The following is a 26209-nucleotide window of genomic DNA, read 5'->3' on the forward strand; positions in this document are numbered from 1 at the left end:
GCGGCGGGTCCCTCCCGACGCGCCCCCCGGCGGAGGCGCCGGCGCCGCGCGGTGCCGCCGCGGCGCCGGCCCGGCTCACGGGCAGGTGGTCGGATCGACGTGCCGGCAGGTGTGCAGCTGCCGCGGCACCTCCAGCCAGTAGAGCGGATCCGAGAGGCTGTTGCGGGTGCCCAGGCTGGTCTTCTCGGCCGGCGCGCCGGTCTCGATCTTGAGGGTCGAGTAGCTCACCTGGCCGCGCTCGTTGACCACGATGCGCATGGAGGCGTTCTGCGGCGGCGCATACGCGCTCTTCTGCCGGCCGGCCAGGTAGCCCAGGGTGGGGGTGGTGTCCTCCACGCCGCAGCCCTCGCGCGGGTTCCCGGTCACCACGTCCAGCAGGTAGGAGAGCTCGGAGGGCGTGCCGGTGCTGGCGGTGCAGGGGTCGGTGCCGGAGGCCGAGCCGGTGGGCCGGAAGGTGGACCAGTCGGCGCACCTCATCAGCGCGTTGGCGCCGGCGCCGGTGCGCTCGTCCTTCCAGGTGGCGGGGGTGCAGCTCTCCAGCGGGCAGAAGGTCCCGTAGGTGTACATCCAGCCCGGGTCCTCGCTGCCGGCGGTGCACTTGCTGGCGCCGCCGCGGCAGGTGGTGGCCAGCCCCAGCCCGGAGGTCCGCACCTGGGCCGGCGCGGTCTCCACCAGCTTGCAGGAGGTGCCGGGCATGTCGGCGCAGCCGGAGAAGGTCACGTCGGTGAGCCGGTTCTGGTCGAAGGCCTTGGCCTCGGCCGGCGTCGAGAAGAGCCGCGAGGGCACCGCCCCGTAGGACCAGACCGACACCATGCGGTACTGCTGCGGATCCACGCCCAGGATGGAGGTGGAGATGGCGTTGTTGGAGGTGACCACCTTCTCGCTGGTGCAGACCCCGTTGGCGCCGCAGCTGAGGCTGGCGGTGACGGGCACGCTGGGGGCGCTGGTGGCGCCGGCCGCCCCGCAGGTGAAGTTGAGCGTGACGGTCTGGGTGGTGGCGCCGCAGGCGAAGCCGGCGCCGCACCCGGTGGTGGCGGCCGGCGTGTAGGTGAGCAGGCCGCCGGAGCACTGGAAGGTGCCGCCCTGGCTGCAGGAGCCGGCCCCGAAGCTGGTGGCGGTGGCGGAGGAGGCCACCGTGCAGCCGGAGGCGCAGCAGCCCATGACGTTGTCGGGCCCGCAGGCGCTGGACTGCTGCATGAGCTTCTCGCGGTTGCCGCTGCCGGTCATGGTGATCAGCCGGGCCGGCCCGTCCAGCACGTTGGTGGTCATGAAGAAGAACTCGCCGCGCCCGGCCACCCCCTGGGTGTCGTCGGCCTTGCGGGCCTGCTCGAAGGAGCGGGCCGCCGACCAGTTGGTGACCAGGCCGGTGCCGGTGTCCACCTCGCCCGGCTCGTGGAAGCGGGCGGTGAAGAGGTTGCCGCCCAGGTCACCCCAGGTGGCGGTGTCGAAGTAGCCGTCCTGGTCGGGGGCGCGGGCGCTGGAGCTGTCCGCCTTGCCGATGTCCATCATGGCGATGGAGGCGGCCACCGGGAACATGCTGGCCTTGGCGTCACCGCGCAGGGTCTTGAAGTCGGCGTCGGTCCAGCGCCAGAGCGGCAGGCCGGTCCAGGCGTCCACCATGAAGACGGCGCGGCCGCGCACCAGGCCCGGATCGTAGCCGCCGTTCAGCATGGCCACCCAGCGCTCCTCGAAGCCGCGGCCGATGGGGTCCTGCCCGCTGCCGGTGGGCAGCTTGAGCCGCACCGGGCCCACCGGGGGCGGGCGCGGCAGGAAGTCGGACCAGCTCTGGCCCACCAGCTTGGAGTCCTCCGAGCAGAGCTGCGGGTAGGTCCAGAGGAAGGCCGGCGCGTTGGGATCGGTGATGTCGAGCGCGGTGAAGCGCTGCCCGCCGCCGCGCTCGGTGAGGATGGCCACGGTGTGGAACTCGCCCTTCTGCTTGACGCCGTCCTTGGCGTGGCCGCCGGTGCCGTCGACCCAGACGTCGCGCACCATGGGGCTGCCGTCCACGAAGTAGGTGTGGGCGTCCAGGCCGTAGCGCAGCTTGGGCAGGAGGTCGGGCGGGACGAAGGCCCACTTCTCGGCGCCGGTGCCGGAGGTGAAGGGGTAGCCGACCTCGGGGACCGGGGCGCCGGCGGTGATGGCCGTGCCGGCGTCGAAGGCGTGGAACATGCCGTCGTTGGCGCCCACCACCACGAACTGGTCGCGGTCGAGCTGCTCGTCGCGCCACACGTCGTAGGCGTCGCTCACGCCGTAGGCCTCCAGCCGGGTGGCGGTGGCCTTGGAGGCGCCCGTGCCGGAGTAGAGGGTCAGGACGCACTGGTTGAAGGCGCCCGAGCGGCAGTAGGACTTGGAGACCGGCGGCCGCACCAGCACCGGCGAGGAGTGGAAGATGTCGCCCAGCTTCCAGAACTCCTGGGCGGCGGCGGCGCGCGAGTCGTTGACGCGGTCGCGCTGCTCGCCCAGCGGGCAGCCGGTGGTCTTGCACTTCTTGGTCACCGCGTCGCAGGTGGCGGTGCCGCCGCAGGCGGAGCTGGCGGCGCAGGTGGCCGGGGCGTCCCAGGCGCCGGTGTTGTAGAAGTTGCCCGGGCCGGCGCAGTGGTCGGCGTCCTGGTCCATCACGTCCCAGCCCCGGTAGAAGTGGATGAGCTGGGCGGCGCACATGGTGCGCAGCGCGTCGTCGCCGGCCGGGCAGGCGGCCAGCCCGGTCCGAGAGCCGCAGATGCCGATCTGGTTGAGCCAGGTGGCGCAGTTCCAGGTGATGGTGCCGGCCACCGGCGCCACCGGCGGCCGCAGCGGCAGGTTCATGAGCGGGCCGATGGCGGCGGCGTTGTCGGCGGTGAACTCCACCAGGCCGTCGGCGGCGGTGAACTTGCCGTCGGCGTTCCGGTCGATGACGGTGTAGATGACGCGCCGCCTGGGGTCCGACGGGTCCTCCACGGCCGAGCGGTAGCCGGGGTTCGAGGGATCCGAGAGGGCCTTGCCGGCGTCCCAGTGCAGCACCGCGTCGTCCGGGTCGGAGAGCAGCTGGTGGGTGGTGGGGTCGAAGTGGGCCTTCTTGAAGTTGCCGGTGGAGTCCTCCACCACCGGGTCGCAGTCCTTGTCCACCACGTAGCTCGAGCTGCAGCGGGCCATGCCGCTGGCGAACTCGTCGCCGTCGAGGTTGGGGTTGCGGTCGGCGTAGGCGCCGCAGGCGAAGAGCTTCTGGCCGGCGGTGGGGAAGGCCTCGCTGCACCCCTCGCCGAACTCGTCGAAGATCTGGGCGGCGAACAGGTGGCCCTCCCAGATGGACCCGTTGAGCGGGCGGAAGCGCCCCAGGTAGGCGTCGGCGCTGGTGGTCTTGGAGGTCTGCAGGGCGTTGGCGTTGGCCGAGGAGAAGGAGGTGGTGCGCGCCACCACGTCGGTGACCACCCGGTCGAGGGCGGCGGCCAGCTCCTGCGGGTCGGCGGTGGCGATGTAGTTGTTGGGGTCGCCGGTGCCCAGCTCGGCCGTCTTGCGCAGCACCGCGTAGGCCTTGGCGTCGATGGTGGTGTCGATGCCGAAGCTGATGGTGTAGGTCGAGACGTTCTGCGGCCGCGCGCCGTTGACGAGGTCCGGCCGGAGGTCGGTCTGCTTGAGGAAGTAGGCCACCTTGTGCAGGGCGTTGGGGATGGCGGTGGCGGTGGCGTTGGGGATCATCGGCGAGGCCACCGGGCAGCTGGTGTTCCGGTTCATGTCGCAGCCGCAGGCCACGCAGTCCACCGTGGGGTTCGACCAGTAGCGGAAGTCGCCGTTGAAGGTGGAGTGGGCGGTCTTGGCCGCGGTGCTGGAGGGCAGGTTGGAGTCCTGGTTGGGCTCGCCGTCGGTGACCACCACGATGGACGACTGCTGGCAGGCCCAGCAGAAGGAGCGCTGGTTCTTTCCGGCCACCGCCCAGGTGGCGATGCCCGTGCCCACCGTGCCGGGCTGGTTCTCGGCGAAGCTGGCGCGCACCCAGCCGGCGCCGAAGAGCGAGGTGTAGAGGGCCGCGGTGCCGGTGTTGGTGAAGTACTGCCCCACGTTGAAGAGCGACTCGGACAGCGGGGTGGTGGTGCCGAACTGGACGTAGCGGGTGGAGTCCCAGGCGGCGCCGCCGGTGGCCTGGGCGTTGATGGCGGTGATGATGGCCTGGCGGGCGGTGGCGAAGGCCGGGCGGCTCACCGGGAAGGAGCTGTCGCAGTCGGGCCCGAGCGGCACCACCAGCGCGCCGCCGTCGTTGGCTCGCAGGCTGGCCGAGTAGCCGGTGTCGTTGGCGGCCGCGAAGGTGGAGAGCCCGAAGCGGATCATGTCGGTGTTGGGGCGCGAGGTGGCGTCGAAGCGCACGATGTCCTTCACCACCTTGCGGGCCGCCACGTACTTGGGCGGGTAGGCGTTGAGGAACCAGCCGGCGAAGACCACCTGGTTGGCGGTGTTGGCGTAGCTGGCGACGCCGGTGCGCTGGCGCGGGTTCATGACGTAGAAGCCCTCGGTGGCCAGGCAGCTCTGGCACTCGGCCAGGTTGTCGGCCTGGGTGATGGTGCCGTCGTAGTTGAGGACCAGCGCGCCGCCGGCGCTGGTGACGGCCGCGCAGGGGTTGGCGTTGTAGACGGTGGCCCAGGTGTCGTCCCACGGGCCGCCGTTGTCCGGGTTGTTGACCACCTTGTAGAAGCTGTCCGGGCGGAAGAGGCAGTAGTCGCGGGTCCGGTCGGTGGCCGGGCGCGCCTGCTTGGCCTCGCAGCGCTTCAGCCCCCAGGGCGGGTCGTCGACGGTCTCGTAGGTGCCGCCGTCGTTGTTGTAGCCGTTGTCGTAGGGGGCGCGGGTGGTGTCCGGCAGGCCGGTGGTGGTCTTGGGGGTGCGGGCGTTGAGCCAGAGCGGCTGGGCCAGGCCGCAGGTGCCGCGGAAGGTCCCGCCGGTGCTCCAGCGGTGGGTGGCGGGCGCGCCGGTGGCGGTGGGCGCGCCCGGGTAGGTGTAGGTGGGGATGGAGGCGGCGTTGGAGTAGGCGACCAGGTCGCGCGGCAGGCCGCCCATCGAGCCCGAGTTGTCGAGCAGCAGCATCAGGTTGGGCACGCCGCCCGGGATGTTGAAGAAGGCCTCGTCGCCGGTGGGCACCGGCGGCGGCGCCTGGTCGAAGGTGTTGCAGCAGGGGGCCCTGGAGGCGGCCGGCACCGGCTCGGCCGCGTCGTTGACGAGCGGGAGCACGAAGGCCAGCAGCAGGGCGGCGGCGAGCAGCGAGAGGGGGCGGGCGCGCATGGCTGGCTCCTAGAGGCCGAACTTGACGGCGAACTCGATCTCGATCTGGCGGCCGCTGGTGGGGTCCGAGAGATCCCCCTCCTGGCAGTGGACGGTGACGCGGTACGGCGCGCCGCCGAAGCCCCCGGTGTCGGTGACGCGGTTCGAGAGGTCGTCGCCGCGCACCTTGTCCACGATGAGGTTGGGCACGTGCTCCACCTGCTTGACGGTCAGCACCGGCATGCTGGGGTCGCTGTCGATGTGGCCGCCCACCGCCCGCATCCGGCCGGTGGGGCCGTCCATGGTCACGTCGAGCACGTCCACCTCGGTGGGGTTCTGCCCCAGGGCGTGGAAGCGGCTCTGCAGGAGCTTGCGGGCCGCGTCGGCGCAGGCCGACACCAGGTCGGCGCGCAGGCCGGCGGTGGCGCCGGCCACCTGCCGCTGGGTGAAGCGGACCATGCCGACGCCGATGACGGCGATGATCATGACCACGATGGTGGCGATGAGGAGGGCGCTGCCGCGTTCGCTGGTGCGCATCGGGTGGAGCCTCCGCCGGGCGAGCCCGGCGCTGGGGTCACAGGACCGGGTAGACGTAGTAGGCGCTGGCCTGGTTGCGGAGGACCACGGTGGTCTCCCAGAGCCAGCGGCGGCGGTAGGGGGAGGCCGGCAGCGCCGGGCGGTTGCCGGCGGCGCCGAGCACGGCCCCCTCGGCGTCCGGGATGCCCACGTCGGCGGAGGGCTGGCGCACCGTCACCGCCACCCGCACGGCCTGGATGTTGGCCGGGTGGCCGGTCAGGCGGGTCGGGTCGTCGGCCACGTCCAGCATGGCCGGCGGGACCACCGCCCCCACCGTCATGGGGAAGGCGTCGGCCGAGGCCGGGACGCCCGCCGTGCCGCCCACGATGCGCGGCGGGCCGCCGGCCACCGCCGGCGAGTAGAGGTAGGTGAACTGCAGGTCCTCCACCTCGGGCGCCACCGGCAGCCGGATGGGCACCCCGGTCTCGTCCCGCAGCCCCTGGTCCAGCATCAGGTAGGGGCGGGCGCCGTCGGTCTGGGCCGCCACCTCGGCGCCGGCCAGGTACCAGCCCACGTAGAAGCGCGAGCGGTCCACCAGCGTGACCACCGGCTCGGTGCCCGCCAGGGTGGCCGAGAAGCAGCCGTCCACCAGCTGGGCGTTCTCGAAGGGGAAGACGTCCAGGCCACCCGCCTGCTGGCCGGGCTCGAGCTGGAGGTCCACCGTGGCCAGCGGGTCCGGCGTGGCGGCCGCGGGCACGTGGCGGGCCACCGTCACGTAGGCCCGGGTCTGGCTGCCGCCCAGGCAGGAGACCTGCAGGATCTGCCCGCGGTAGAGCGGCTTCTTCAGCTCGCCGACGATGGTGACGACGCTGGTGGTGACGCCGTCGGTGATGCGGCGGAACCAGGGGCTGCGGGCGATGAAGACCAGCTCGTCGGAGCCGTCGGCGCGGTCGCGGCAGTTGACCGGGTCGTCGCACAGGTAGCTCGACTGCATCACGAAGGCGGCCGGCGGCATGAGGCCGGTGCGCGGGGCCCGGTCCACCACCCCGAAGTCGAAGGTCAGGTTGGGGTCCACGCCGTAGCCGGCCTGCTCCAGGCGGGTCAGCAGGTCCTGCAGGGCCAGCCGCCCGGCCTCCTGCTGGCCCCGGTCGCTGGAGGTGGCCGCGTAGCTGCGCTGCTGCTGCACCAGCAGCGAGATGGCCGCGGCCACGGTCAGGCCGCTGATGGTCAGGGCCACCACCAGCTCGATGAGGGTGTAGCCGCGTCGCGCGCCCGCGCCGCCGGCCCTCACCGCAGGTCCGCCGTGTTGATCTTCATGGTCATGAAGACGGCCCGCCGCCAGGAGCTGACGGCGTTGTTGGCGCCGCCGACCCGCCAGCGGATGATGACCGCCACGCGCACCCCGTCGGGCACCCCGTTGGCGTTGTAGTCGTCCAGGCTGGTGACGTTCCAGTAGCGCTGCATGTCGTAGTTGACCCTCAGCAGGTCATCTGGCAGCCCGGCGAAGTCGGCGCCGAGGTCGGCCTCGCCGTGATCGGCCAGCCCGTCCGCGATCGGGTCCTGCGACCCCTGGAAGGCGTAGGCCGAGTCGCCCACGTCGCCGTCGTTGGCGGTCTGGACGTTGGCGAGGCGGGGGTCGGTGTAGTCCCACAGCTCGATCTGGCTCACCAGGTCCTGCCCGAAGCTGGCGGCCCGGCTGGCCCGGCGCGAGTCGGCCATGAAGAAGGTGCTCTGGTGGGTCAGCGCCACCATGCCGGTGGCGCCGATCATGAGGATGCCGAGGGCCGCCATGGACTCGATGAGGGTGGCGCCGCGCTGCCGTCGTGTGGTTCGCATCGGGACCTCGGGGGCCGGGTCAGGGGGCCAGGAGCTTCCGGGTGAGGGTCTGGACGACGCCGGTGGAGGCGGCCACCGCCAGGGTGCGCACCTCGTCGGCGTCGGCGGCGTAGAAGGAGAAGCTGCCGCCGAAGGGCAGGTCGAGCGGCGGGCCGTTGTCGTCGTGGAAGCTGGCGGTGCCGAGCGGCTGGAAGGCGATGGCGCCGCGGCGCCCGGCGCCGGTGCAGAAGGAGCAGTCCACGTTGACGGCGATGCCGGCGAAGGGGGCCGGCATGACCGCCGCCACCCCGAGCCCGCTGGGCGGGCCGACCACCAGCCCGTCGGGCAGGTCGTAGGTCTCGAGCACCACGCCGCGGGGGCCGGCGCCGGCGGGGGCGGCCGGATCGAAGCCGCCGAAGTTGACCCCTGCGGCGGCGCTGAAGAAGTCGAGGTCGGCGTCCTCGTAGAGGACGAAGCGGCCGGTCCCGCCGAGGGTGTTCACGTGGTCCGGGAAGACCATCAGCACCACCTGGGTCCCATTGGCGAGCGCCGTCTGGCGGGCGCCGAACAGGAGGGCCTGGAACTCCACGGTGGTCCCGGTGAGCCGCTGGCGGCGCTTCTGGCCGGCGAAGCCGGCGTAGGCCAGCGCAGCCAGGATGCCGATCAGGGCCACCACCACCATCATCTCGATGAGCGTGAAGCCCCTGGCCCGCCGGTCTCGTCGCACGTGGACCTCCCGACCCCTGGAGCATGCAAGCCCCGGACGCGGCCGGGCCCGGGAAATCCCCAGGGAGTCCAGGCGGGTGGCGGCCGCAGGCGCTCGCCCACATGCAAAGAGTTCACACCCTGGCACCTCGGTGCGCTGGAGGGGGTGTGGGCCAGGGTGGGCGGGCGTCCCGCCGCCGGGGTTCAGCCCCCCCGCTCGCCGACCGCCTGCGCCAGCCGGACGAAGGTCTCCTCCAGCGTCTCCCGGTGGGGCGAGAGCAGCAGCACCTGCCCGCCGCGCGCCTGCACCCGGGCGGCGCCGGCGTTGGCGGCCTCCAGGGTGGCGAAGGTGAAGGCCTGGCCGTCCGGCGAGGGCCCGCCGTCCAGGGCCAGGGCCCGCACCTCGGCCACCGCCGCGGCGTCGAGCCCGGCGCAGCGCAGCTCCACCGCCCGCACCGTGCCGTCGAGCAGCGAGCCGAGCGTGCCCTCGCGCACCAGCCGGCCCTTGAGCAGCATGCCCACCCGATCGCAGATGGACTCCACGTCGGAGAGGATGTGGGTGGAGAAGAAGATGGTCTTGCCCTGGCGGCCCAGCTCGACCACCAGGTCGCGGACCTCCTTGCGGCCGATGGGGTCGAGGCCGCTCATGGGCTCGTCGAGCACCAGCAGCGGGGGGTCGTGCACCAGCGCCTGCGCCAGCCCGAGCCGCTGCACCATGCCCTTGGAGAACTTGCGCACCGACAGGTCGAGGGCGTGGCCCAGCCCGACCCGCTCCAGCAGCGCCAGGGCCCGGCGATCCAGGTCGGCGCCGGACAGGCCGGAGAGCCGGCCCAGGTAGCGCATCACCTCCAGCGGCCGCATGAAGTCGTGGAAGCTGGGGTTCTCCGGCAGGTAGCCCACCGTGAGCCGGGCCCGCGGGTCGTCGACCGGCGTGCCGAAGAGGGTGGCCGAGCCGGCGCTGGCCCTCACCAGCCCCACCAGCACCTTGATGGTGGTGGACTTGCCGGCGCCGTTGGGGCCGACGAAGCCGTAGACGCTGCCGGGCGCCACGGCGAGGTCGAGGTCGGCCAGGGCCTCCACCTTGCGGGCGCGCAGGCCCAGGCGGTAGGTCTTCGAGAGGCGGCTGCAGGAGATGGCGAGGTCGGCCATGGCGGTCAGCGGATGTCCCGGCGGGTGAAGACGGCGGCGGCCAGCAGGATCAGGGTGGCGGAGTAGCCCAGGCCGTAGGCGGCCCGCGCCAGCACCGAGCCGAGCGTCACCGGGTCGCCGTAGGTGACGGTCTCCTTGAGGTCCAGGAGCGACATGTTGGGCAGGAGGTAGTCGAGCACCTGCACCAGCCCCTTCAGCTCGGTCTGTCGGGCCGTCAGCCAGAAGACCCGCACCTCGCCGAAGAGCCAGCCGGCCCCCACCACCGTGAGGGTGTAGATGCTGGCCAGGGTGGCGGTGGTGAAGGTGGAGAAGAGCACCGCGAAGGCGCCGCAGATGGCCAGCTGCACCGCGGTGAGGGCGAAGGTGGCGGCGAAGGCGCCGTCCAGGAAGGAGGGCGCCCCGCGGTAGAAGAGCAGCACCGCGCCGGTGGCCACCGCCATGAGCGCCACGTTGAGGGTCAGCACCGTCAGCAGCCCGAGGTACTTGCCCACCACGAAGCCGGCCCGCGAGACCGGCCGGGCCAGCGCCGGGTAGCAGGTGCGCCGGTCGATCTCGCGGCTCACCAGCCCCACCCCCAGGAAGACGGCGATGAGCGTGCCGAAGACCTGGGTGGCCGAGGTGCCCATGTTGGCGATGATGCGGTACTGCTCGCCCAGGGTGAGCTGCGAGATGGTGAGCGACCCCACCACCAGCAGCACCGCGAAGACCAGCAGGTTGTAGAGCAGGCGCTCGCGCAGCGCCTCCTTGACGGTGGTGGCGGCGATGGCCAGGGTGGCGGCGGGCATCCGGGGGGTCTCCTAGCGGGTGACGCGCAGCGGGGCGCGCGGCCCCAGCACGGAGCTCCGCACCGCGCCGGTGGCCGGGTCGTAGAGCAGCCGCCCGCCCGCGGGATCGTCGGGCAGGGCGCCGAGGTGGCCGGGCACCAGCTCGCCGAGCCGGGCGGGCAGGCGGCCGCGCTCGGCGCGGAAGGCGGCCACCGCCTTCTCCAGCGCCGACAGCGCCTGGTAGGTCTCGATCTTCACCCGCCGCTGCAAGAGCTCCTGGCGCAGCTCCGGGGTGTCGCTCTGCTCCAGCATCTGGTCGAGGAAGGCGAGGGCGGCGCGGTACTCGTCGTCGGTGTCGGCCAGCGCCGACAGGTTGGCCGCCAGCAGGGCCAGGTGGGGCCGCTTGCCGATGGCGGCGGCGCGCCGGGCGTACTCGGCCGCCTCGGCGTACTCCTGCTGGTAGAGGAACTTGTTGGTGGCGTAGACGAAGGGTAGGCTCCAGCGCTCCGGCAGGGCCTTCATGCCCTTCTGGAGGATGCGGTCGGCCTCGTCGTAGCGCTGGGCCAGCCCGGCCAGGTTGGAGCCGCCCATCTGGTAGGCGTACCCGTAGCGCGGGTCGAGGTCGGTCACGATCTCGAGCAGCGGGGCGAGCGCCTCCCAGCGCTGCGCCTTGGCCAGCATGGTCTCGCCCACGTACTGCACCGCCTGGAGCCAGTAGTAGTCGGCCAGCAGGAGGCGCTGCCCGAAGGCGGCGGCCCGCAGGGCCTGGCCGCTCGGCAGCCAGGCCGGGTTGCGGATGATCCCGCGGGCCGAGGCCTCCGGCGCCAGCGAGGTGCGGGCGGCCGCGGTGGCGAGGAGGGCCAGGAGCGCCAGGGCGAGGAGGGGGGTGCGGCGGTGGAGCATGGGCGGGGGAGAGGATAGCGCCGGAGGGTGAAAAGGCGAAGGGCGCCGCAGCCAGGCGGCGCCCTTCGAGGTGAAGCGTGACGGCGAGCGGGGACTAGAAGACGTCCGGGCCGGTGCCGGTGCAGGGCATGCCGTAGACCTCGGTGCCGGCGGCGCCGCAGCTGCCGAGGCCGGTGCCGGGGAAGGCCGTGACGTTGCCGGGCATGGTGGCGGTGACCGGGACGGCGGCCAGCGACTGCTTCACCAGCATGACCTCACCGACCGCGGCGTCGCCGTCGATGTCGGCGGCCGCGCCGATGGAGTAGCAGATGCCGGAGTTGGTGGCCGCGGCGGTGCTGGTGGCGCAGCCGGCGGTGCTCATCTGGTAGTTGAAGTAGGTGGCGCCCTCGATCTGCCAGTCGATGGCGGTGGTGAGCTGCAGGTCGGCGGCCGGCCAGGGCATCTTGGCGGAGCCGATGGCGCCCACGGTGGGGAACAGCGTGCCGGCCAGGTTGTGGTACGAGCCGCCCACGTAGGTCGCGTCGAGCACGCCGGCGAAGGTCACGCCGCGCTCACCCTGGCGCAGCGCCTCCTGCGCCTTGCGGAGCCCCTCGACGTTGGAGGAGGCCTCCGAGAACTTGGACCGGAGCTGGTACTTCACGAAGTTCGGGATGGCGATGGCGGCGAGGATGCCGATGATGGCCACCACGATCATGAGCTCGATGAGGGTGAAGCCCTTGGCGATCTTCTTCATGTGATTCCTCCGGTCGGGCCGGGAGCGCCGCAAGCGGCGGCCGGCGTCTGTGCCCGGCCGGCGGCCAGGCATCGTTCGAGACGGCCCAAATGCACGGCGCGGGCCAGCCCGCCGATCCCGCAACCGCCTGGATCGACGCGTGGTGGGGGTTGTCCGACCTGACGAGGATGGGGAGGCAGGGTCTGCCGGGTGACGAATTTTGTCAGCCCACCCCCGGATCTGGGGGGAGGCCGTCGCCGGGGAGGCTCCAGGGTGCGGCGCGCCGGCTGCGGCGGCGCCTGGCGGCGAGCGAACTTTGACACCCGGGGCGGCGGGCCCGATCATCCGCCGGCCCGCCCGCCGCGGCGCGAGACCCCCGTGGAACTCCCCCTCGAGACCCCCCTCATCCGCGACCTGGCCATCGGCTGGGGGGCCCTGCTCGGCGCCGTGGTGGGCAGCTTCCTCAACGTGGTCATCGCCCGGGTGCCGGAGGGGCGCTCGGTGGTCCACCCGCGCTCGGCCTGTCCGCGCTGCGGCGCCTTCATCGCCTGGTACGACAACGTGCCGGTCCTCTCCTGGGTGCTGCTGCGCGCCCGCTGCCGCGGCTGCAAGGCCCCCATCAGCGCCCGCTACCCGCTGGTGGAGGCGCTGGTGGCGGCGCTGGCCGGCCTGGCGGTGGCGCGCCACGGTCTCTCGCCGGCGGCCCTGGCCGAGCTCACCTTCGAGGCCCTGCTGGTGGCGCTGGCCTTCATCGACCTCGACACCTGGCTCCTGCCCTTCGTCCTCACCATCCCGCTGGCCCTGCTCGGCCTCCTGGCCAGCGCGCTCGGCCTCACCCCGGCCGGCTCGCTCGGCGACGCGGCCATCGGCCTCGGCGCCGGGGGCGGCCTCTTCCTCGCCATCCACCTGGTCGGCGAGAAGGTCTTCAAGAAGGAGGCCCTGGGCTTCGGCGACGTGGTGCTGCTGGGCGGGCTGTGCGCCTGGCTGGGGTGGCGCGGCCTCCTGCCGGTCATCCTGCTCTCCTCGCTGCAGGGCGCCGCGGTGGGGGTGGGGCTGATCCTGCTGGGGCGCCGCCGGCTCGGCGCGCGCCAGCCGACCCCGCAGGCCGACGACGACTGGACGCCCGACCCGCACCACATCCCCTACGGCCCCTTCCTGGCGCTGGCGGCGCTGCAGTGGCTGCTCCTGGCCGGCCCCATCGCGGCCTGGGTGCCGGGGCTGGCCGTCTTCCTCCCGCCCTGAGGCGCGCGTGCGGCTCCGGCTCAGGCTCCACCTCTTGGTCATCGCCGCGGCGGCCGCCGCCACCGGGCTGGCGGCGCTGCTGGTGGCCGGGCTGCCGCTCCTGGCCGCGCGCGCGCTGGGGCCGGGGCAGCTGGTGGCGCTGGCCATCGGCGCCGCCACCCTGAGCGCCCTGGGCGGCGCGGCGCTCCTCTTCCGCGCGGTGGGGCGCCCGCTGGACCGGCTGGTGGAGGCCGCCACACGGCTCTCGGCCGGCGACGGGCTGTCGCCGCTGGGGCCCGACGGCGAGCCCCCCTCGGGCGGCCTCGGCCGCTTCGCCCTGGCCTTCGAGCGGACCGCGGCGGCCCTCTCCGAGGAGCGGGCCCGGCTGGCCGCCAAGGTGGCCGAGCTGGAGGCCGCCAACCGGCAGCTGGCCGAGGCGCGCGAGGGGCTGCTGCGCTCCGAGAAGCTGGCCACGGTGGGGAGGCTGGCGGCCGGGGTGGCGCACGAGGTGGGCAACCCGCTGGGCGCCATCGCCGGCTACGCCGAGCTGGCGCGCATGAAGCAGGCCGACGGCAGCGCCGACCAGGCGCTGGTGGACGACTACCTGGCGCGCATCGTGGCCGAGGCGGGGCGCATCGACGCCATCGTGCGCGACCTGCTCGACTTCGCCCGGCCGGCCGCGCTCGACCTGGGGCCGGTGTCGCTGGCGGACGCGCTGGCGGCGGCGGTGCGCCTGGCGCGGGTGCAGGAGCGCTTCCGCGACGTGGACCTGGCCAGCGACCTCGCGCCCGACCTGCCGCCGGTGCTGGCCGACGAGCGGCGCCTCTCGCAGGTCTTCCTCAACCTCCTGCTCAACGCCGGCGACGCCACCGGCGGGCGCGGGCGGGTGCGGGTGTCGGCCCGCCTCGAGGGGCGGGTGGTGGTGGTGGCGCTCGACGACAGCGGGCCCGGCATCCCGGCCGAGCGGCGGGCCCAGGTCTTCGACCCCTTCTTCACCACCAAGGAGCCGGGGCAGGGCACCGGCCTCGGGCTGGCGGTCTGCCACGGCATCATGGCCTCCTTCGGCGGGGCCATCGAGGCGGGCGAGGCGCCCGGCGGCGGCGCCCGCCTCACCCTCCGGCTGGGGGTGGCAGGGCCGTGAGCCCCGCCGCGCCGCGCCTCGGGAAGTGGCTGGCCGCCGCCCTGGTGCTGGCCGTGGCGCTCGGCGCCCGGCTGGCCGCCTCCGGGAACGGCTTCACCCCCGGCACCTTCCTGCCGGCCGAGAGCGACTCCCTCTACCACCTCAGGCGCATGGCCCTCACGGCCGAGCGCTGGCCGCGGCCGCCGGCGGTGGACCCGCTGCTGGCCTGGCCGGACGGCGGCGCCATCCCCTGGGCGGCGGGCTTCGACGCCCTGGGGGCGGTGGCGCTCATGGCCGGCGAGGCCGTCCACCCGGGCGGCGGGGCGCTGGCGGTGAGCCTCCTCCACCTCGGGCTGGCGCTGCTCCTGGTGGCGCTCACCTTCGAGCTGACCTGGCGGCTGGCCGGGGAGGGGCCGACCCGGGTGGCGGCGGCGCTGGCCGCCGGGCTGGTGGCGGCGCTGGCGCCGGCGGCGGTGGCCTCGAGCGTGCTCGGCATCGTCGACCACCACGTGGTCGAGGGGCTGGCGCTGCTCGGGCTGGGCTGGTGGGCGCTCTTGGCCGACCCCGGGGAGGGGCGGGCGCGCCGGGCGCGGCTCGGCTTCGAGGCCGCCGGGGCGCTGCTGGCCGGCGGCGCGGTGCTGGGCTTCAGCGGCTCGCCGCTCTACGTGGCGCTGGTGCTGCCCCTCCTGGCCGGCGCCGTGCTGGCCACCCCGCGGCCGCGGCTCCTCGGCTCGGGCGCGCCCGGGCTGGCCCTGGGCGCCCTGCTGGCGGCCGCCGGCACCGCGCCGCTGGTGGCGGAGCACGGCCGGGCCTGGTCCTTCGGCTTCCCCTCCTGGCTGCAGCCGGCGCTGCTGCTGCTGGCCGCGCTGGCGCTCGGGGCGTGCCTCCTCTCGGCCCGGCTCGTCCCGGCAGGCCCGCCCTGGCGGCGGCTCGGCGTGGCGGGCGGTCTCGGCGTGCTGGCCGGCGGCCTCACGCTCCTGGCCCCGGCCCTCACGGGCGAGGGGCTGGCGGGCCTGGGCGGCTGGCTCCTGCGCCGCGACCCCTGGCTGGCCCGGGTGGACGAGTTCCAGCCCATGTGGCGCGGTCTCTCGGGCGCCACCGCGGCCACCGTCTACCGCTACCTGGCCTCGCCTGGCCTGCTCCTGCCGCTCACGGCGCCGCTGGCGGTGGCGGCGCTGGCGCCCGCCGGGTGGCGGCGCGCCGCCGGGGTGGGCTGGCTCCTCGCGGCCGCCTTCGGCCTGGCGCTCCTGCAGGCCCGCTTCGGCCGGGTGGCGGCCCCGTGGCTCGGCGTGGCCCTCGGGCTGGCGCTGGCCTGGGGCGGGGCGCGCCTCGGCGCCCACCCGCGCCTGGCCGCGGGGCTGCCGCTGGCGGCCGCCGCGCTGCTGCTCATCGACCCGCGCATGACGGCGGTGCCGCGCCAGCCGGCCGATCCGCTCCCCGACGGCGCGGTCGAGGCGGCGCTCGACCTCCGGGGCTGGCCGGTCGATCCGGCCGCGCCCGGCGTGCTGGCCCCGTGGGACCTCGGCAACCAGGCGCTGGTGATCGCCGGCCGGCCGGTGGTGGCCAACGGCTTCGGCTCCTACCCGGACCCGCGCGCCTTCGAGGACGCCGAGCGCGCCTTCCGGGTGGCCGAGCCCGAGCTCCTCGAGCTGCTCTCGCGCCGCCGGGTGGGCGTGGTCTTCGCCGGGGCCGCCAACCTCTTCGGCCGGGTGACCAGCGCCGCCGCCGCCATCCCGTTCGAGAAGCGGGGCTACAACCTGGCCTGGCTGGCCAGCGCCCCCTCGGCGCCGCTGCTCATCGCCGGGTCGGGGGTGCCGGCGCTCTCGGTGCGCCACGCCGAGCACCTGCTGGCGCGCTTCGCCGCCACCCGGACGGTGGTGGGCATCGAGCGGACCATCCCGGTGCTGTGGGGCTACGAGCGGGTGGCCGGCGCCCGGCTGGCCGGCCAGGCGCCCCCGGGAGCCCGGGTGGTGCTGGAGATCCCGCTCACGGCGCGCGGCCGGGCCCACACCTGGCGGGCCTGGGCGGACGCCGGGCCGGACGGGCGCTGGGCGCTGACCGTGCCGCTGCCGACCGGGCTGGCCACCGCCAGCGTGACCACCGCGGAGGGGCGGCTCCTGGTGCCCGGGGCGCCGCCGGCGGCGCAGCAGGTGCCGGAGGCGGCGGTGCGCGCCGGCCGGTTCGTCGCGGTGGGCCCGACCCCGCGGTAAGGTGCCGCCGTGTTCCGGGCCGTCCTCGTCGTCGACGATGAAGCGTCGATGCGCCACCTGCTCACCGTGATCCTCACCGATCGCGGCTACCAGGCGCGCGCCGTCGCCAGCGCCGAGGACGCGCTCAAGGAGCTCTCGGCCCGCGAGTACGACCTGGTGCTCACCGACGTGCGCATGCCGCACATGGACGGCATCGCCCTGACCCGGGCCATCCAGGAGCGGCAGCCCGGCGCCACCGTCATCGTCATGAGCGCCTACGGCTCGCACCAGGCGGCCCTGGAGGCCATGAAGGCCGGCGCCTACGACTTCCTGCCCAAGCCCTTCCGCCCCGACGACGTCCTGCTCTGCCTGCGCAAGGCCGAGGAGCGGCAGCGGCTGGCGCAGGAGAACCGCCGGCTGCGGGCCGAGCTCTCCGGCCAGGTGGGCGCCGACGCGGTGGTGGGCGCCTCGGAGGCGCTGCAGGCGGCGCTGCGCCAGGTGCGCAAGGTGGCGCCGCAGAAGACCACCGTGCTGGTCACCGGCGAGTCGGGCACCGGCAAGGAGCTGGTGGCGCGCGCCCTGCACGACCTCTCGCCGCGGGCCGCCGCCCCCTTCGTGGCGGTCAACTGCGGCGCCATCCCCGGCGAGCTGCTCGAGTCGGAGCTCTTCGGCCACGTCCGCGGCGCCTTCACCGACGCGGTGCGCGCCAAGAAGGGGCTGGCCCTGGAGGCCGACGGCGGCACCCTGTTCCTCGACGAGATCGGCGAGCTGCCCCTGCCGCTGCAGGTGAAGCTCTTGCGCTTCCTGCAGGAGGAGGAGGTGCGGCCGGTGGGCGACACCCGCTCGGTGAAGGTGGACGTGCGGGTGGTGGCGGCCACGGCGCGCGACCTGCCGGAGAGCGTCCGGGCCGGGCAGTTCCGCGAGGACCTCTACTGGCGGCTGGCGGTGGTGGGGGTGCGGCTGCCCCCGCTCCGGGAGCGGCCGGGCGACGCGGCGGCGCTGGCCGGCCACTTCCTGGGCCGCTTCGCCCCGCTGCGCCCCGACCTGATGGGCCTGCGCTTCACCGCCGAGGCGCTGGCGGCGCTGGAGGCCCACCGCTGGCCCGGCAACGTGCGCGAGCTCCTGCACGCGGTGGAGCGGGCGGTGGTGCTGGCCGAGGGGCCGGAGATCCGCGAGGAGGACCTGCCCGACGCGGTGCGGGCCCCCGCCGCCGGGGGCGCGGCGCCGCCGGCCGGCGACCTGTCGGTGAAGCGTGGGACACGGGCGCTGGAGGACCGGCTGATCCGGGAGGCGCTGGCCCGCACCGGCGGCAACCGCCGGCGGGCCGCCGAGCTGCTCGAGCTCTCCTATCGGGCGCTCCTCTACAAGATCAAGGACTACGGGGTGGAGTAGGTCCCGGCGAGGCTGGCTGATCATCCACAGACGGTTCATGACACGTAGTGAGCTATCAAAGAGGCATCACTCACCTACATGGCCTGATATCGAGGCCGTCCGCTTTCTTGATCCCGGCGCGAGCGATCGCGTAGCGTGACCCCCGCATGGCTCCCCGTCCCGTGAAGAGCGCCACCAGCGTCGAGGCCTCGCGCCTCGCGCCCAACAACGTGCAGCGGCTCCGCGAGGACCAGCTGCTCACCAAGGCCGAGCTGGCGCGCAAGGCGGGGGTGTCCCCGCTCACCGTGGCCCGCATCGAGTCCGGCCAGGAGTGCCGCGTGGACACCAAGCGGAAGATCATCCTGGCGCTGGGGCTCACCCCGGTCGACCGGGCCAAGGTATTCGGCGGCGGCAAGAGGGGAGGGCGGCCCTAATGGCGAAGAGCAAGCTCGCCGTCGGCCTGGACATCGGGTCGTCCGGCGTCAAGCTGATCCAGCTGAAGGAGCGCAAGGGCGGCTACGCCCTGCAGGCCTTCGGCACCGCGCCGCTGCCGCCCGAGGCCATCGTGGACGGCGCCCTGATGAACTCGGCCGCCATCGTGGCGGCCATCCAGGAGCTGGTGGCCCAGCAGAAGGTCAAGACCCGCGAGGTGGCCATCGGGGTGCGGGGCCACTCGGTCATCATCAAGAAGATCCAGCTGCCGCGCATGACGCAGGAGGAGCTGGACGAGTCCATCCAGTGGGAGGCGGAGCAGTACATCCCCTTCGACGTGAAGGACGTCAACATCGACACCCAGATCCTGACGCCCGAGGGCGACGCCGCCGGCCAGATGGACGTGCTCCTGGTGGCCGCCAAGAAGGACATGATCAACGACTACACCTCGGTGTGCGCCGAGGCCGGCCTGACCGCCACGGTGGTCGACGTGGACGCCTTCGCGGTGCAGAACGCCTACGAGGCCAACTACGAGCTGTCGCCCACCGAGACGGTGGTGCTCATCAACGTGGGCGCGGCGGTGGCCAACATCAACATCCTCTCCCGGGGGACCACCACCTTCACCCGCGACATCACCATGGGCGGCAACGCCTTCACCGAGGAGATCCAGAAGCAGCTCAACATCTCCTACGACGAGGCCGAGGCGCTCAAGGTGGGCGGGCAGGGCGAGACCGACGCGGTGGTGCCCCAGGAGGTGGAGCGGGTCATCCAGGGCGTGGCCGAGCAGCTGGCCGGCGAGATCCAGCGCTCGCTCGACTTCTACGCCGCCACCGCCGCCGACAGCCGCATCGCCCGGGTCTACCTGTCCGGCGGCACGGCCCGCATCCCGGCGCTCTTCAAGGTGCTGGAGGCGCGCGCCGGGGTCCCGGTGGAGATCCTCAACCCCTTCAAGAACATCGAGGTCGACAACCGCCGCTTCGACCCGGCGGCCATCCTGGCCGCCGCGCCCAGCGTGGCGGTGGGGGTCGGCCTCGCCCTGCGCCGCCCCGGGGACAAGTGACCATGGTCCGGATCAACCTCCTCCCAGTCCGGGTCTCGAAGAAGAAGGAAGCGGGCAAGCAGCAGCTCGCCATCTTCGCCGTCCTGCTGGTGGCCGGCCTGGCCGGTAACTTCATCTGGCAGGCCAGCCGCTCCAGCGACCTCAAGGTGCGCCAGCAGAAGCTGGCCCGCACCAAGGAGGACATCGCCCAGCTGGAGCGCATCATCGGCGAGGTCCGCAACATCAAGGAGCAGCAGAAGGCCCTGCAGCAGAAGCTGGACGTGCTGGACCGGCTCAAGGCCGGCCGCAGCGGCCCGGTGCGGGTGCTCGACGAGGTGGCCACCATCACCCCGCGCCAGCTCTGGCTCGCCAAGATGATCGAGAAGGGCGGGGCGGTGACCTTCTCCGGCTCGGCCCTCTCCATCGACGACGTCTCGGCCTTCATGACGGCCCTCAAGACCTCCAGGTACTTCAGCCAGGTGGAGCTCAAGAAGACCACCGCGGTGACCCCCACCGCGGCGGCCGCCGCCGGGGGCGGCGGCGACAAGCTGGTCAACTTCGAGATCAACGCGACGGTGCAGTACGCGCCCGGGGTCGCCCCGGAGGCCGCGGCCGGGGCCGCGGCGCCGAAGGGCAAGGGGTAGCGCCATGGAGAAGCTCATCGAGCGGATCGCCAAGGCGCCCCTCGGGGCCAAGGTCGGCGTGGTGGCCGGCGTGCTGGTGGCCCTGACGGCCCTCAACTACTTCGTGGTGGCCATCCCGTGGGGCGACTCGATCTCCGCCATGGAGGCCAAGGTCAAGAAGGTCCAGAAGGAGCAGGAGCAGCTGGATCGCGACTTCATCGAGAAGACCGCCATCGCCAACGACCTCAACCGCTTCCGCAAGGAGAAGGAGCTGCTGGAGCAGCGGCTGGAGGAGGCGCTGGCCGAGCTGCCCGAGCAGAAGAACATCGACGAGCTGCTGCAGCTCTTCCAGGACCGGGCCCAGAAGGCCGGCCTGGAGATCAACACCATCGAGCCGCAGGCCGAGAAGTCCGAGGGCTTCTTCGCCCGCATCCCCATCCCCATGACCGTGACCGGCAGCTTCCACGAGATCGCCACCTTCTTCGACGCGCTGGGGCGGCTGCGCCGCATCGTCAACGTGAGCGAGATCTCGCTGGACGCGCCCAAGGACGTGAAGGGCAAGGTGGTGGTGAGCGCCAAGTTCCTGCTGACCACCTTCATGTTCGTGGAGCCCAAGGCCGCCCCGGCGGGCAAGCCGGTCAAGAAGGGAGGGGCCAAGTGACCGCCCCCCGCCTCCCGCTGGCGCTGCTCCTGGCCGCGCTGGCCGCGCTGGCCGCCTGCGGCGACAAGCCCAGGCCGGCCGCCCCGGCCGCCCGCGCCCCGGCCGCCCCGGCCGCCCAGGCCGCCCCGGCGGCCGCCACCGCCGCCGCCGGCCAGGCCGCCGAGGCCGAGTGGTCCTACTCCTCGGTGGGCAAGCGCGACCCGTTCCGCAGCTTCCTGGCCGAGGCCCGCGGCGCCGGCAGCGCGCTGGCCACCCGCTGCGCCACCCCGCTCGGCCGCTACGAGCTGGAGCAGCTCAAGCTGGTGGCCGTCATCACCGGCCTGGAGGACCCCATCGCCATGGTCCAGGCCCCCTCCGGCGTCGGCTACTCGGTGCGCCGCGGCGCCTGCATCGGCAAGAACGGCGGCACGGTGTCCGCCGTCCGCACCGGCGAGATCGTGGTGGCCGAGTGGGCCATCCGCGCCGACGGCACCCGCGATCGCACCCAGACCGTCCTCGGTCTCCCCAAGCGGGAGCCGCTCAACCTCGAGGAGCAGCCATGACCAACCACCTCCAGCGCCTCGCCGGCCTCACGCTCGCCGGCGCCCTCGCGATGGCCCCGCCGGCGCGCGCCGCCGACCAGAACGCCATCCAGGGAATCGACGTGACGGAGCGGGAGGGGGCGGTCGAGCTCGCCATCCGCGGCACCCGCCCGCCCTCCTACACCGTCTTCAAGCTCCAGGACCCGCCGCGGCTGGTGGTGGACCTGGCCGGCGCCGACGTCTCCCGGGTGGGCGCGCCCATCGAGGTGGGCAAGGGCGGCGTCCTGGGGGTCTCGACGGCCCAGTACAAGGACGAGCGCAGCGCGGTGGGCCGGGTCATCGTGGCCCTCGACGGCGCCCGCCGCTACGAGGTGGCGCCGCGCGGCGACGCCGTGGTGGTCCGCGTGCTCGCCGCCGACGCGCCCGCCGAGGCCAGCGCCCCGGTGCCCGGCGTGATGCGGCTGGCCGAGACCGCCCTGACCCCGGCGCTGGCCGCCGAGGCCGACGCGGCCGACCCCGACCGCGACCCCGACCCCGACCGCGACCCCGACCCCGACCCCGACCCCGACCGCTGCCGTCCCCACCGACAACGTGGTGGCCCGGCGCACCGACGAGGCGCCGGTCAAGAAGGCGGCCCTGGCGGTCACCGGCGTGAAGTCGCAGAGGCGGGGGCTGCTGGTCTCCACCGACGGCGACGTCGGCACCATCGAGATCCTGGAGCTCACCAACCCGCCCCGGCTGGCGCTCGACCTGATGGGCGTGGCCAAGGCCCCGCGCGGCGCCGTCAAGCTGGACGGCGCCTTCGCCCAGGCCCGCTTCGGCCGGGACACCGGCAAGGTCCGGGTGGTGCTCGACGTGGCCGGCGCGCTGCCCGACTACCAGGTGAAGCGCGTGGCCGGCGGCATCGCCGTGACCACCCGCGCCGCCGCGCCGGTGAAGGCCACCGCGACGGCGACCGCCGCCGTGAAGCCGGTGGCGACCCCCGTCCTGGCGGCGGCGCGGACACCGACCCCGACCCCGACCCCGACCGCGACCCCGACCGCGACCGCGACCGCGACCGCACCCGCCCGCCCGGCCCTGGCCCAGATCACCGACCTCACCTTCAGCCACGCCGGCGGCGCCTCGCGCATCGAGCTCACCGGCAAGGCCCGCACCACCATCACCCGCCCCGACGCCCGCACCGTGGTCCTCTCGCTCGAGGGGGCCGAGCTGCCTCGGCGGCTGGAGCGCTCGCTGGACACCAGCGCCTTCGGCGGCCCGGTGCTGATGGTCTCCTCCTTCAACCAGCCGGCCACCGGCCAGGTGAAGGTGGTGGCCACCCTGCGCGGCCAGGCCTCCGACGCCCTGGCCGAGGGCGGGGCCGGTCTCTCCTGGTCCTTCGTCGAGGCGGCCCCGGCCGGCGCCGAGCCCACGGTGGTGCTGACCGAGACCGACGCCGCCCAGGCCGACGCGCCCCGCGCGCCGCGCGCCGAGGTGGCCGCGGCCGGCTTCACCGGCGAGGCGCCCGCCTACGCCGTGGCCGGCGCGCCGCAGAAGAAGACCTACACCGGCCGCCGCATCACCCTGGAGTTCCACGACATCGAGATCCGCAACCTGCTGCGGCTCATCGCCGACGTCTCCAAGAAGAACCTGGTGGTGGCCGACGACGTGAGCGGCAAGGTGACCGTCTCCTTGCGCAACGTGCCGTGGGACCAGGCCCTCGACCTGGTGCTCAAGACCAAGGGGCTGGGGCGCGAGGACCTGGGCGACATCCTGCGCATCGCCAAGCTGGAGGACATCGCCAAGGAGCAGGAGGCCATCGCCAAGGCCGCCGAGGCCCGCAAGCCGCTCATCCCGCTCAAGGTGCGCATCCTGCCCGTCAACTTCGCCCGCGCCGGCGACGTGGCCGGCCGCATCAAGGACGTCCTGACGGAGCGCGGCTCGGTCTCCACCGACGAGCGCACCAACGTGCTGATCGTCAAGGACATCCAGGAGGCGCTGGTGCGCGCCGAGGGGCTGGTGCGCAACCTCGACACCGAGATCCCGCAGGTGCTCATCGAGAGCCGCATCGTCGAGGCCTCCACCAACTTCAACAAGCAGATCGGCGTGCAGTGGGGCGGCAACGCCTCCCTGAGCCAGGCCTTCGGCAACCCCACCGGCCTGGCCTTCCCCAACATCGCCTCGGCCGCCGGCGGCGCCGGCGGCGGCCCGACCGTCGGCACCGCCACCGCGCCCCAGTACGCCGTCAACCTGCCGGCCGCCATCGGCCAGGGGGCCGGCGGCGGCATCGGCCTGGTGTTCGGCTCGGCCGGCGGCGCCTTCAACCTCAACCTGCGGCTCTCGGCGCTCGAGAACAACGGCGTGGTGAAGACCATCAGCGCCCCCAAGATCGCCACCATCGACAACCGCGAGGCCATCATCGGGCAGGGCATCTCCATCCCCTTCTCGCAGACCTCCGCCTCGGGCGTGAACACCACCTTCATCGAGGCCAAGCTGGAGCTGAAGGTGACGCCGCACGTCTCGGCCGACGGCTCCATCCTCCTCAAGATCAAGGCCACCAACAACGCGCCCAACCCGCAGCTGACCGGCGCCAACGGCCAGCCCTCCATCTCCAAGCGCGAGGCCGAGACCGAGGTGCTGGTGAAGGACGGCGAGACCACCGTCATCGGCGGCATCTACACCCGCCAGACCTCCAACCGCCGCAGCGAGGTCCCCTTCTTCGGCAAGATCCCCATCCTGGGGTACTTCTTCCGCACCACCGCGGACAGCGACGACCACACCGAGCTGCTCATCTTCATCACCCCCCGCATCCTCAACCGCCAGGCGACCACCGTCGCCAACGGCGGGTAGGCTCCAGGGAAGACGCCCATGAACCTCCGCGCCCTCGCTCTCCTCGCCGCCCTCGCCGCCGCCGGGTCGGGCTGCGTCGCCAACGACGCCTCCGTCCGGCTCTACGGCCTGTGCTTCCCGCCCACGCCCACCGCCGGCGGCCTGTGCGCCTACCCGGCCGCCTGCGCCTCCCTGGTGCTGGGGCGCCTCGAGGCCGACGTGGCCAGCGAGGCGGTGGACGGCCCGCTCATCTGGCCGCTCCAGGTCAACAACGCCCGCCCCTCCAACGCCGACCGGTCCGGCGGCACCGAGACCGCCTGGGCCGTGGTCAAGGGCTTCAAGATCACCATCTCCACCGCCACGGCCTCCCTGCCGGTGCTGGACGTCCCCATCAGCAGCCACCCCATCAACCCGGGCGGCGGGACCGCCGTGCTGCTGGTGCCGCTCATCCCGCGCGCGGCCGCCACCACCCTGTCCGGCGCCATCGCCGGCGCCGACATCCTGGACGTCACCATCGAGATCAAGGCCTACGGCAGCTACGGCGACGGCCAGGACTTCGAGACCGGCGACTTCAAGGTGGAGGCCTCCCTGAACGACGGCCTCTTCCCCGACCCGGCCCTCCTCCCCGGCATCGCCTGCGGCGACCCGGCCAACCCGACCTACCTCGGCAGCTGCCCGCAGGCCCGCCAGAGCTCGGTGGTGGCCTGCGGCCCGGCCCCCGCGGCGCCCTGACGCCGGCCAGCCAGCCTTGACGGACCGCGCGCGAGCGGGCTAGAAACGGCCCGCCTCGCACCGCGGTCCTCGTCTTTTCGAGGACTTACGACGCGGAGCGGCACGACATGGGCTTTCGAGAACACCTCCAGGAAGTTGTCCGCAGCGTCGACGGCGCCATCGCCTGCTCCCTCATGGGCGCGGACGGCATCGAGGTCGACACCCACCTGGTGGAGAGCGGCGGGCTGGACCTCGCCTCCCTGCTCATCGAGTACTCCTCGCTCTTCCGGCTGGCCCGGGAGGCGGCGGCCACCCACCAGGCCGGCGACGTGGCGGAGCTCTGCATCCAGACGGACAAGGTGCTGACCGTGGCCCGGGCCGTCACCCCCGAGTACTTCCTGGTGGTGGCCCTCCGGCCCGACGGGAACTTCGGCAAGGCCCGCTACATGCTCCGGGTGATGGTGCCCAGGCTGAGGCAGGAGCTGTAGCGGCCACCTCCGCGCCCCGCGGCGGCCCCGGGCCGACCCCGCCGGCGCGGTCCACCCTCACCGACACACGAAAGCGCAGGACAGGCGATGGGCGAAAGCATGGACACCTCGGCGTTCCGCCGCGGCCTCAAGATCGAGATCGACGGCGACCCCTGGGAGATCGTGGAGTTCCAGCACGTCAAGCCCGGCAAGGGCTCGGCCTTCGTGCGGACCCGCATCCGCAACCTCATCAGCGGCCGCACCATCGACCGGACCTTCAAGTCCGGCGACGTGGTGGGCAAGCCCGACGTCGAGGAGCGGGAGATGGAGTTCCTCTACCGCGAGGGCGAGCACTACAACTTCATGGACAACAAGAACTACGAGCAGACGTTCCTGACGGCCGAGCAGATGGGGGACGCCAAGAACTTCATCAAGGACAACACCACCACGCACATCATGTTCTTCAACGGGAAGGCCATCGGCGTGACCCTCCCGAACGCCATGGACCTGCGGGTCGCCAAGTGCGATCCCGGCGTCCGCGGCGACACGGTGTCCGGCGCCACCAAGCCGGCCCAGCTCGAGTCCGGCTACAGCGTCAACGTGCCGCTCTTCATCAACGAGGGCGACCTCTTGCGCATCGACACCCGCACCGGCGAGTACCTCACCCGCGTCAACGGCTAGTCCACCTCCCCATCCACGTCAGCGACAGGAGCCCCCGCATGGCCGTGAAGCCCCCCAAGCCCTCCGCCAAGCCGTCCGCTCTCGAAGGCTTCTCCATCGAGGACGTCAAGAAGCTGGTCTCGCTGGTCGAGAAGACCGACGTGACCCACATCGCCTGGACGCGCGGCGCCGAGAAGGTGGTCATCCGCCGCGGCACCGTGACGCCCATCGCGGCCCCGGCGCCGGTGTTCCACGCCGCCCCGGTGGCCGCCCCGGTGCTGGCCGCGCTGGCCGCCCCGGCCCCGGCCGCCGCCAAGGCCGAGGCCAAGGCCGACGCCCCCGGCGTCTACGTCAGCTCGCCGTTCGTGGGCACCTTCTACCGCGCCCCCTCGCCCGACTCGCCGGTCTTCACCGACGTGGGCCAGAAGGTGAAGAAGGGCCAGGTGCTCTGCATCGTGGAGGCCATGAAGCTGATGAACGAGATCGAGTGCGAGGTGGACGGCACGGTCGCCGAGATCCTGGCGCAGAACGCCACCCCGGTGGAGTTCGGCGAGAAGCTCTTCCGCATCGTGCCGGGCTAGCCCCCGGCCAGCGAGGGC

General features: G+C 73.5%; 22 protein-coding genes and 1 pseudogene. 14 read left to right on the plus strand and 9 right to left on the minus strand.

Annotated features, from left to right (window positions below; genetic code table 11):
* Positions 1–75 precede the first annotated feature (75 nt).
* From IPO09_03980 to IPO09_04020, 9 genes are all read right to left on the minus strand, one after another.
* Complete coding sequence (locus tag IPO09_03980; GenBank protein MBK9516513.1) at positions 76–5244, minus strand: hypothetical protein; 5169 nt, start codon at positions 5242–5244, stop codon at positions 76–78.
* 9 nt (positions 5245–5253) lie between these two features.
* Entirely contained in the window at positions 5254–5760 is a 507-nt protein-coding gene (locus IPO09_03985; protein ID MBK9516514.1) for a hypothetical protein, read from the minus strand.
* A 37-nt stretch (positions 5761–5797) separates the two neighbouring features.
* Positions 5798–7030 (minus strand): prepilin-type N-terminal cleavage/methylation domain-containing protein, encoded by a 1233-nt coding sequence (locus tag IPO09_03990; GenBank protein ID MBK9516515.1) that lies wholly within the window; start codon positions 7028–7030, stop codon positions 5798–5800.
* The gene (locus IPO09_03995) at positions 7027–7575 is read right to left on the minus strand and encodes a prepilin-type N-terminal cleavage/methylation domain-containing protein (protein MBK9516516.1); all 549 of its coding nucleotides are present in this window, start codon (positions 7573–7575) and stop codon (positions 7027–7029) included. Before IPO09_03995 ends, IPO09_03990 begins: the two co-directional genes overlap by 4 nt.
* Before the next feature lie 19 nt (positions 7576–7594).
* Positions 7595–8281, minus strand: a complete 687-nt coding sequence (locus IPO09_04000) for a prepilin-type N-terminal cleavage/methylation domain-containing protein (protein MBK9516517.1) — start codon at positions 8279–8281, stop codon at positions 7595–7597.
* Positions 8282–8463: 182 nt separating this feature from the next.
* Positions 8464–9408, minus strand: a complete 945-nt coding sequence (locus IPO09_04005) for an ABC transporter ATP-binding protein (protein ID MBK9516518.1) — start codon at positions 9406–9408, stop codon at positions 8464–8466.
* 5 nt (positions 9409–9413) lie between these two features.
* Positions 9414–10193, minus strand: a complete 780-nt coding sequence (locus IPO09_04010) for an ABC transporter permease (protein ID MBK9516519.1) — start codon at positions 10191–10193, stop codon at positions 9414–9416.
* A gap of 12 nt (positions 10194–10205) precedes the next feature.
* Entirely contained in the window at positions 10206–11075 is an 870-nt protein-coding gene (locus IPO09_04015; GenBank protein ID MBK9516520.1) for a hypothetical protein, read from the minus strand.
* Positions 11076–11169: 94 nt separating this feature from the next.
* On the minus strand, positions 11170–11808 hold the full coding sequence (locus tag IPO09_04020; GenBank protein ID MBK9516521.1) for a prepilin-type N-terminal cleavage/methylation domain-containing protein: 639 nt from the start codon (positions 11806–11808) through the stop codon (positions 11170–11172).
* A gap of 384 nt (positions 11809–12192) precedes the next feature.
* Between IPO09_04020 and IPO09_04025 the strand changes: the two genes are divergently transcribed.
* From IPO09_04025 to accB, 14 genes and pseudogenes are all read left to right on the plus strand, one after another.
* Positions 12193–13029 carry a prepilin peptidase gene (locus IPO09_04025; GenBank protein MBK9516522.1) on the plus strand — a complete coding sequence of 279 codons (837 nt, stop codon included), beginning with the start codon at positions 12193–12195 and terminating at the stop codon, positions 13027–13029.
* 7 nt (positions 13030–13036) lie between these two features.
* On the plus strand, positions 13037–14149 hold the full coding sequence (locus IPO09_04030; protein MBK9516523.1) for a two-component sensor histidine kinase: 1113 nt from the start codon (positions 13037–13039) through the stop codon (positions 14147–14149).
* Complete coding sequence (locus IPO09_04035; protein ID MBK9516524.1) at positions 14146–16338, plus strand: hypothetical protein; 2193 nt, start codon at positions 14146–14148, stop codon at positions 16336–16338. The genes IPO09_04030 and IPO09_04035 overlap by 4 nt, the downstream gene beginning before the upstream one ends.
* Positions 16339–16347: 9 nt before the next feature.
* Positions 16348–17709 (plus strand): sigma-54-dependent Fis family transcriptional regulator, encoded by a 1362-nt coding sequence (locus IPO09_04040; protein MBK9516525.1) that lies wholly within the window; start codon positions 16348–16350, stop codon positions 17707–17709.
* Between the two features lie 146 nt (positions 17710–17855).
* Complete coding sequence (locus IPO09_04045) at positions 17856–18122, plus strand: helix-turn-helix transcriptional regulator (protein ID MBK9516526.1); 267 nt, start codon at positions 17856–17858, stop codon at positions 18120–18122.
* On the plus strand, positions 18122–19180 hold the full coding sequence (pilM, locus tag IPO09_04050) for a type IV pilus assembly protein PilM (protein ID MBK9516527.1): 1059 nt from the start codon (positions 18122–18124) through the stop codon (positions 19178–19180). Before IPO09_04045 ends, pilM begins: the two co-directional genes overlap by 1 nt.
* Positions 19181–19182: 2 nt before the next feature.
* Positions 19183–19803 carry a PilN domain-containing protein gene (locus tag IPO09_04055; GenBank protein MBK9516528.1) on the plus strand — a complete coding sequence of 207 codons (621 nt, stop codon included), beginning with the start codon at positions 19183–19185 and terminating at the stop codon, positions 19801–19803.
* Positions 19804–19807: 4 nt separating this feature from the next.
* Complete coding sequence (locus IPO09_04060) at positions 19808–20443, plus strand: type 4a pilus biogenesis protein PilO (protein MBK9516529.1); 636 nt, start codon at positions 19808–19810, stop codon at positions 20441–20443.
* Positions 20440–20985 carry a pilus assembly protein PilP gene (locus IPO09_04065; GenBank protein MBK9516530.1) on the plus strand — a complete coding sequence of 182 codons (546 nt, stop codon included), beginning with the start codon at positions 20440–20442 and terminating at the stop codon, positions 20983–20985. The genes IPO09_04060 and IPO09_04065 overlap by 4 nt, the downstream gene beginning before the upstream one ends.
* Positions 20982–23793, plus strand: a pseudogene (gene pilQ, locus IPO09_04070) (type IV pilus secretin PilQ). The gene IPO09_04065 and the pseudogene pilQ overlap by 4 nt, the downstream one beginning before the upstream one ends.
* 18 nt (positions 23794–23811) lie before the next feature.
* Positions 23812–24504 carry a hypothetical protein gene (locus IPO09_04075; GenBank protein ID MBK9516531.1) on the plus strand — a complete coding sequence of 231 codons (693 nt, stop codon included), beginning with the start codon at positions 23812–23814 and terminating at the stop codon, positions 24502–24504.
* Between the two features lie 107 nt (positions 24505–24611).
* On the plus strand, positions 24612–24971 hold the full coding sequence (locus tag IPO09_04080; GenBank protein ID MBK9516532.1) for a hypothetical protein: 360 nt from the start codon (positions 24612–24614) through the stop codon (positions 24969–24971).
* Positions 24972–25058: 87 nt separating this feature from the next.
* Entirely contained in the window at positions 25059–25631 is a 573-nt protein-coding gene (gene efp / locus IPO09_04085; protein MBK9516533.1) for an elongation factor P, read from the plus strand.
* A 38-nt stretch (positions 25632–25669) separates the two neighbouring features.
* Positions 25670–26191 carry an acetyl-CoA carboxylase biotin carboxyl carrier protein gene (gene accB / locus IPO09_04090; protein ID MBK9516534.1) on the plus strand — a complete coding sequence of 174 codons (522 nt, stop codon included), beginning with the start codon at positions 25670–25672 and terminating at the stop codon, positions 26189–26191.
* The last annotated feature ends 18 nt before the right edge of the window (positions 26192–26209 follow it).

This window comes from Anaeromyxobacter sp., from assembly GCA_016718565.1.
Classification (GTDB): Bacteria; Myxococcota; Myxococcia; order Myxococcales; family Anaeromyxobacteraceae; genus JADKCZ01.

Coding starts and splice junctions, on each gene's coding strand:
- IPO09_04055 (MBK9516528.1), top strand. CDS start 19,183: ATGGTCCGGATCAACCTCCTCCCAGTCCGGGTCTCGAAGAAGAAGGAA.
- efp (MBK9516533.1), top strand. CDS start 25,059: ATGGGCGAAAGCATGGACACCTCGGCGTTCCGCCGCGGCCTCAAGATC.
- IPO09_03995 (MBK9516516.1), bottom strand. CDS start 7,575: ATGCGAACCACACGACGGCAGCGCGGCGCCACCCTCATCGAGTCCATG.
- IPO09_04010 (MBK9516519.1), bottom strand. CDS start 10,193: ATGCCCGCCGCCACCCTGGCCATCGCCGCCACCACCGTCAAGGAGGCG.
- pilM (MBK9516527.1), top strand. CDS start 18,122: ATGGCGAAGAGCAAGCTCGCCGTCGGCCTGGACATCGGGTCGTCCGGC.
- IPO09_04015 (MBK9516520.1), bottom strand. CDS start 11,075: ATGCTCCACCGCCGCACCCCCCTCCTCGCCCTGGCGCTCCTGGCCCTC.
- IPO09_03980 (MBK9516513.1), bottom strand. CDS start 5,244: ATGCGCGCCCGCCCCCTCTCGCTGCTCGCCGCCGCCCTGCTGCTGGCC.
- IPO09_03985 (MBK9516514.1), bottom strand. CDS start 5,760: ATGCGCACCAGCGAACGCGGCAGCGCCCTCCTCATCGCCACCATCGTG.
- IPO09_04005 (MBK9516518.1), bottom strand. CDS start 9,408: ATGGCCGACCTCGCCATCTCCTGCAGCCGCCTCTCGAAGACCTACCGC.
- IPO09_04075 (MBK9516531.1), top strand. CDS start 23,812: ATGAACCTCCGCGCCCTCGCTCTCCTCGCCGCCCTCGCCGCCGCCGGG.
- IPO09_04045 (MBK9516526.1), top strand. CDS start 17,856: ATGGCTCCCCGTCCCGTGAAGAGCGCCACCAGCGTCGAGGCCTCGCGC.
- IPO09_04080 (MBK9516532.1), top strand. CDS start 24,612: ATGGGCTTTCGAGAACACCTCCAGGAAGTTGTCCGCAGCGTCGACGGC.
- IPO09_04020 (MBK9516521.1), bottom strand. CDS start 11,808: ATGAAGAAGATCGCCAAGGGCTTCACCCTCATCGAGCTCATGATCGTG.
- accB (MBK9516534.1), top strand. CDS start 25,670: ATGGCCGTGAAGCCCCCCAAGCCCTCCGCCAAGCCGTCCGCTCTCGAA.
- IPO09_04060 (MBK9516529.1), top strand. CDS start 19,808: ATGGAGAAGCTCATCGAGCGGATCGCCAAGGCGCCCCTCGGGGCCAAG.